Raw genomic sequence first — 6,028 nt, 5'->3', positions numbered from 1 at the left:
TTTCAACAATAGAAAAGCCATCTTCATTGTGTGCCATCAGACACTTCCTTTTCCAGCGCAAAATGATGCACCCCCTGTCCTGTCTGCCACTCTGCCTGCACACGATAGCGCACAAGGCCCTGAATGCCTGTATTTTCCTTGGAAGACAGCAGCTGAATTTCATAGCCGTTTTCCCGCCTGCTCCCTGTCCCCAAATCTCCCTGCCGCTGCTCCACACAGAGCCTGTCCAGCTGCTCCCGCACCATGCACTCGGCTGTAACAATTCCCTCCAGTTCCTTCATATCTGACAGCTGTCCGGTAACATACGCCATGCTGGCGGTCATTGCCACAAGCAAAAACACTGCCCCCAATGCGTCTAAAATAAAGTATCCATCCTCGCGATTCATATCTGCCGCTCCTCCAGCCGTACACGCCCTACCGTATCCACGACTACCCTCTGTTCATGTCCTCCTTTGCGCAAAACAACTGTGCCAGCTGTTGCATGTCCCCGCGGAGAAAACTGGAATTTTGCCCGGTTGGTATACATCTTCATGCCATTCTCCACCCTTCGCCAGTTCATCACCCGTACCTGCTGCTGAACATAATGCTCACCCCGGGATATAACCAGAGAGGGCTGAACAGGCTTTTTGTCATAGTTCTCTATGTGGCAATAGTCCATACCATGGCTCCAGCTCTGAACATACCGCAAATCATTCAGCAGGCACAACGCCTCGTATTCCAGCTGCAGCCTGTCCATCTGCACACAGCGGGGCAGTACGGACGACACCAGCAGCATGGCAAGCCCCAGGCACAATACCAGCTCCAGCATCCCCCCTCCTGCCTCGGCACTGCCAATTCCGGCACACCTTTCATCCATCATATATCTGCATACCATCTCAGCATCTCCTGTCCATACAGCATGGCCAGCAGGCTGCCTGCCGTCAAAAAGGGGCCCAGCGGGATTTTCTTCTCCGTTTTCCTGTCCTTGAACATGCTGCACATATACACTTTCAAGGCCATCAGGCCGCCCAGCAAAAATGTCAGCCAGAAGGCCATCGGAACCATATCCCAGCCGGCAAAAACTCCTGCTCCTGCCGCAAAACACACATCACCGAAACCCATGCCGCCACGGCTCAGCAGAAACACAGCCAGCATCAGGGCAAAGAACAGCATGCCTCCGCCTGCGGCCAAAGCCAGATATCCCCCGCCGCCCAAAACTTCTATCACCGCTGCAAAGATAAGCCCCACGGCAACCATACAGGCAGACCACCTGTGATACAGCTTTCCATATATGCTGTCCAGCACCGCCGCCGGCACCATCAAGGCAGTGCACGCCGCCAGCCTGCATAACTCCATAGCATTCCTGGCAAGGATAAGCTCACATAGAAAAACCGTCACTAGCACTGCCGCGATAATTCTCCTATGCTGCCAGAGCTGCCTGCCAATCTCCCTGCTGCCCGTTGCCATCATCCAGCCGTCCCACCGGAGCTACTGCCATCTCCCTTGCCGAATTCATCCACAGTATGTCCCTGAAACTGTGCTTCCTCGCCGCTGGAAGCCAGTGCGTATTCCGTGGCGGTAATATCCACAATACCGCCATCCTTCAGCATGCACTTACCCGTAGGCGGGGTAAGCCTTTCCAGATGCGCCACGTATTCATCCAGATCCACCATGATATCCGCAGGATTGGCTCCATTGTGCAGCTGATACATGGTAATTGCCGCATCCAGCGTCTGCAAATCAGACTGAATCTTGGCCGTGTTGGCCATGGCCATCGTATTGGTATACCTGGGTACGGCAAAGGCGACAATTACCCCTACAATACCGATATAAACCAGCAGCTCCAGCATAGAGAAGCCGGATTCATTCCTCATCAACCTTTTCAATATGCTCACCAGCATCAAAATTCCCCCTCATAAATCACATTACACTCATCAAATCAAGTATTGGCAGCACCGTACTCATAACTATGAAGCCTGTCACGCCTCCCAATAACAGCATAACAACCGGCTCCGCCAGCACATTCACCTTTTCCAGCAGCAGATCCGCCTCCCCCTGGCAGGCCTCTCCTGCATAGGCCAGCATCCTTGCCATTTCCCCGGACTGCTCACCAGCCTTTACCATAGAAAGGACCATAGCCGGAAACAGGCCGCTCTTCTCCATGCACACGCCAAGGCTATACCCCTGCTCAAGCTGTATGGACATTGACTCATAGGCAAACTGCCAGTACATATTCCTGCCCATGTTTCTGGCCACATCAAGTCCATGATTGATTCTGATGCCGCTGCGCACCAGCATCGACAAGGTCGACAGAAACACTGCCTGTTCGCTCCTCATGCACAACTTCCCCCATATCGGCAGGAACAGCAGCAGCCTGTCCATAGCTATACCAATCCCTCTAAAGCGCCTGCACACAAATTTCAGCAGAAGGATGGCCGCCAGTGCCGCCACGAACATCGGCACCCACAGCCCCGGAGCACTGCCAAGGCTTAACAGCAGCTGAGTTGACCACGGCAGTTCCGCGTTAAAACCTGCAAATACCTCCGCAAACACCGGCAAAACCTGATACAGCAGAAACACCAGCAAAACAGCGCTTAAAATGCACAACAGCCCCGGATAAGCCAGTGCCATTTTCAACTTATGCTCGTTTTCATGCCGCTTTCTGAGCAGCGTATACATGCTCTCAAAAACCTCTGCCAGGTTGCCGGACAGCTCACCTCCTTTTACCATGACAATCATGGTCTTTGAAAATACCCCATCCAGAACCTGCATTGATTCAGATAAGGAATAGCCATTTTCCAGATATTCCAGCAGTTTTTCCATATTTCTTCTGCCGAAGGCATCCGTATCCTCTGAAAAGATTTTTACCGCCTCGGTAATGGGCAGTCCTGCTCCCAGCATCACATACATCTGACGGCAGAAATGGATTCTGAAGCTCCCGGCAGCATGATTCATGTTCCTCCGCAGGAAGGCCTTCAATCGGCTTTCCCTATGAAGCCCCGTCAGCGTCATGCCCCGCTCCCTGAGCCTCTGTGCCGCTTCCGTCCTATCCGCCGCCGATATGCTCCCCCGCCGCCGCAGGCCGTGAACATCTATTCCCTCAAATTCATACATTTCCATACCAGCTCACCCGGCACTCAGCGCCTTGCCAAAATCGCGCCGCAGGAGATTGCTCCTGCGCAGCATATCAACAGCCATATCCATCGTCTGCATGCCCTCGGCCATACCGGCCTGGATGATGTTGTACAGCTGCTCATATCTGCCACTGCGAATAATATTCCTGGCCGCGTGATTGACGCTCAGACATTCCACTGCACACTGCTTCATGCCTCCCCTGCCCGGCAGCAGCTTCTGGGTGCAGACCCCCTGCAGTGACGCGGCCAGCAGTGACCTGGCCATAGCCTGCTGTGGCTCAGGATGCATGCTGATAATCCTCTCCACCGCCTCTATCACACTGCCTGCATGCATGGTAGCCACCACATAATGCCCCGATACGGCCGCATTCAGCACAGCCTGCACCGTCCTGTAGTCCCTGAGCTCGGAAACCATAATAATATCCGGCCCCTGCCGCATGGCATTTTCAACAGCCTGAAAATAATCCTTGAAATCCACCCCCTTTTCCAGCTGGCTGACCAGCCCGTAATCCTTGCTGAACAAAAACTCCACCGGATCCTCCAGCGTCAGTATGTGGAAATTTCCCGTGCGGTTCAAATCCTCCAGCAAAGCCGCCACTGTCGTGCTTTTGCCTGCCCCCGTCGCCCCGGTCACCAGCAGCAGCCCCTGCCGCATAGCACGGAAATTCCCCACAATTCCCGCCTGCCCCAGCTTCTCCAGCTCAGGAATCTGCCTTGGCAGGGTACGGATGGCAAAGGCAATCCCGCCCCGCTTCCTATAGGCGTGAATCCTGTACCGCCAGCTATCCATCTCCCATGCACAGTTTACAGCGCTGTCCCGGTGCATTTTTTCCCAGTCCTCTTCCTTCACCATCAGCTTAAAAAGCTCATATATATCCTTCTCCGTAGGCACGTACTCCTTCAGATGTGACAGCACATCTCCCCTGCGCCAGCAGACAGGTTCACCGGCCGTCAGATGCACATCCGATATCCCCGCCTCGGACGCACAGCGCAAAATCCGCGTAAAATCACTTTTTCTCAAGCACATATCCTCTCCCCCTAAAAAAGCCTCATCAGCTCTGATAGCTCCAACTCACCTGCCAGAGCCTTCTCAATGCCGTCCTGCCGCATGGATGTCATGCCATTTTTGATGGCCACCGCTTCCAAATCATCTGCTTTCACCCCGGCCATGACAGCCTCAGCCACGCTCCCATCCACAGCGAGAACCTCCTGAACGGCAATCCGCCCTGCATAGCCGGTATAACCGCACATGGCACACCCCTCCTTTCTATGCCGATAGAAAACACCGGGCATTTCCCCTGCCTGTCCCCCCAGAAAGCTGCTCTCCGCTCCTGTGCCGTCCGGCTTGTAAGCCACACGGCAGTGAGGGCAAAGGCGCTTCACCAGCCGCTGCCCCACAATCAGCGAAATCGCAGACACCAGAAGATATGGCTTTATCCCCATATCAAGCAGCCTGAACACCGTTTTTACTGCCCCCGGCGTATGAATCGTGGCAAATACCCTGCGTCCGGTAAGCGCCGATGTTACCAGCATCTCAGCCGTCTCCATGCTCCGCAGCTCCCCCACCGCCAGACAGTCAAAATCCTGCCTGAGCACCGCCCGGAGCGCCATCTCAAAGGTATAGCCTATTTTTTCATTCACCTGAATCTGATTTACCCCCTCAATTCTGTATTCCACCGGATCCTCTATGGAAATAATATTGTTCCCCTCGCGGTTGAGCAGGCTGAGAATCCCATAAAGGGCCGTAGTCTTGCCGGAGTTTACCGGCCCCGACAACAGCACGGCGCCACTGCCTGATGTGCATTTACGCCGCAGGAGCTCATAATTCCTGCTGGAAAAATCAAGCTGTTCCAGGCTTTTAAAGCTATCCTGATTATTTAAAAGGCGGAGAACTATCTTCTCACCGTTAATCATGGGCACAATGGATACCCTGACATCCAGTGCCTTGCCCGCCTGAAGCACAAATGAAAATCTTCCATCCTGCGGCAGCCGTTTTTCGGCAATATCGAGGCCGCAGATAATTTTCAGCCGTGACAGCAGGTTGCCATATAGATTCCATGGCATGTTCTGAAAAAACTGCTTCATCTGCCCATTGATTCTGAGCCTGATGCGCACCTCCTGTTCCATCGGCTCAAAATGAATGTCACTGGCTCCTGCCTGAAGAGCCGCCCGCAGTATAAACTCCATCAGCTCTGCCAGGGGAGTTCTCTCATCCTGCAGCCGTGCCGGCTGCTCCCTTACCATTTCGAGCAGCCCGTTGGAGGTATTCTGTTCTGCCCGCCTCAGCAGATGAAAATACTCTTCCTTTATCTCCATACGCCCCTCCTTATATATAATAATATATAAATATATAATATATTAAATAAATATAATAATATATATTATATTCTTCTATAATTAACCGAATTTTATAAAGTACCTTTGCCAATCATAATACCACATTTTTACTTTTTTGCAAGCAATTTTTGCTAATTTTTCAAGTATTTTTTATTTTTCTTTCCTGTTATAGGTTATTTTTAATATAAAATTATAAATAACAAGAAAAAAGTCCCTTGACTTTTCCCCTCATTAGGTCTACTATACATATATAGAGTTTTTATATTAACTATACATTTTTAGTTATAATGCACAGTGTTGTGCAGCTCTTCTGTTATATCTTGTCGGCAAAGCAGGCTCGCAGTTCGGGTCTGCTTTTTTATTTCACGCTAGGGGAAAGGAAGGATTCTTATGCGTCAAAAGTATGGTCTGGCGGTGGCAGTCCTGGTACTGATTGCCACCCTTCTGGTTCCTACGCCGCCGGAGCTGTCCACAGCCGGTCACAGGATGCTGGCGGTTCTGCTGTTTTCCGTTATTGTCTGGATGTCCGAGTCGGTATCCTATCCGGTATCCGCCTCCATCATCATGACACTGATGGC

At 52.1% G+C, this 6,028-nt stretch carries 8 protein-coding genes; 1 reads left to right on the top strand and 7 read right to left on the bottom strand.

The features are described 5' to 3' along the window. Window positions 1-23: 23 nt before the first annotated feature. From ACI3UA_RS09535 to ACI3UA_RS09505, 7 genes are read right to left on the bottom strand one after another with little or no spacing between them, the layout of a single operon-like run. Window positions 24-386: a hypothetical protein gene (locus tag ACI3UA_RS09535; RefSeq protein WP_439724585.1), complete on the bottom strand. Its 363-nt coding sequence runs from the start codon at window positions 384-386 to the stop codon at window positions 24-26. Then, the gene (locus ACI3UA_RS09530) at window positions 383-874 is read right to left on the bottom strand and encodes a hypothetical protein (protein ID WP_439724584.1); all 492 of its coding nucleotides are present in this window, start codon (window positions 872-874) and stop codon (window positions 383-385) included. Before ACI3UA_RS09530 ends, ACI3UA_RS09535 begins: the two co-directional genes overlap by 4 nt. Continuing rightward, entirely contained in the window at window positions 856-1,446 is a 591-nt protein-coding gene (locus ACI3UA_RS09525; protein ID WP_439724583.1) for a prepilin peptidase, read from the bottom strand. Before ACI3UA_RS09525 ends, ACI3UA_RS09530 begins: the two co-directional genes overlap by 19 nt. After that, complete coding sequence (locus ACI3UA_RS09520; protein ID WP_439724582.1) at window positions 1,446-1,880, bottom strand: type II secretion system protein; 435 nt, start codon at window positions 1,878-1,880, stop codon at window positions 1,446-1,448. Before ACI3UA_RS09520 ends, ACI3UA_RS09525 begins: the two co-directional genes overlap by 1 nt. Window positions 1,881-1,899: 19 nt before the next feature. Further along, window positions 1,900-3,099: a type II secretion system F family protein gene (locus tag ACI3UA_RS09515; RefSeq protein ID WP_439724581.1), complete on the bottom strand. Its 1,200-nt coding sequence runs from the start codon at window positions 3,097-3,099 to the stop codon at window positions 1,900-1,902. A gap of 6 nt (window positions 3,100-3,105) precedes the next feature. Continuing rightward, window positions 3,106-4,140 carry a type IV pilus twitching motility protein PilT gene (locus ACI3UA_RS09510; protein WP_439724580.1) on the bottom strand — a complete coding sequence of 345 codons (1,035 nt, stop codon included), beginning with the start codon at window positions 4,138-4,140 and terminating at the stop codon, window positions 3,106-3,108. A gap of 11 nt (window positions 4,141-4,151) precedes the next feature. Then, window positions 4,152-5,429, bottom strand: a complete 1,278-nt coding sequence (locus ACI3UA_RS09505) for a GspE/PulE family protein (protein ID WP_439724579.1) — start codon at window positions 5,427-5,429, stop codon at window positions 4,152-4,154. A 411-nt stretch (window positions 5,430-5,840) separates the two neighbouring features. Here ACI3UA_RS09505 and ACI3UA_RS09500 point away from each other — a divergent pair. Further along, a partial coding sequence (locus ACI3UA_RS09500) for an anion permease (protein ID WP_439724578.1) occupies window positions 5,841-6,028 on the top strand: 188 nt, incomplete at its 3' end.

Origin of the sequence: Anaerovibrio sp., assembly GCF_051866355.1 — a bacterium.
Classification (GTDB): domain Bacteria; phylum Bacillota; class Negativicutes; order Selenomonadales; family Selenomonadaceae; genus Anaerovibrio.
Note: the sequence above shows the minus strand (reverse complement) of the source record. Positions and strands in the feature narration are given on the sequence as shown.

Bases quoted from the DNA above. Each gene is read 5' to 3' on its own strand.
- ACI3UA_RS09535 (WP_439724585.1), bottom strand. From the start codon at position 386: ATGAATCGCGAGGATGGATACTTTATTTTAGACGCATTGGGGGCAGTG.
- ACI3UA_RS09530 (WP_439724584.1), bottom strand. From the start codon at position 874: ATGGTATGCAGATATATGATGGATGAAAGGTGTGCCGGAATTGGCAGT.
- ACI3UA_RS09525 (WP_439724583.1), bottom strand. From the start codon at position 1,446: ATGGCAACGGGCAGCAGGGAGATTGGCAGGCAGCTCTGGCAGCATAGG.
- ACI3UA_RS09520 (WP_439724582.1), bottom strand. From the start codon at position 1,880: ATGCTGGTGAGCATATTGAAAAGGTTGATGAGGAATGAATCCGGCTTC.
- ACI3UA_RS09515 (WP_439724581.1), bottom strand. From the start codon at position 3,099: ATGGAAATGTATGAATTTGAGGGAATAGATGTTCACGGCCTGCGGCGG.
- ACI3UA_RS09510 (WP_439724580.1), bottom strand. From the start codon at position 4,140: ATGTGCTTGAGAAAAAGTGATTTTACGCGGATTTTGCGCTGTGCGTCC.
- ACI3UA_RS09505 (WP_439724579.1), bottom strand. From the start codon at position 5,429: ATGGAGATAAAGGAAGAGTATTTTCATCTGCTGAGGCGGGCAGAACAG.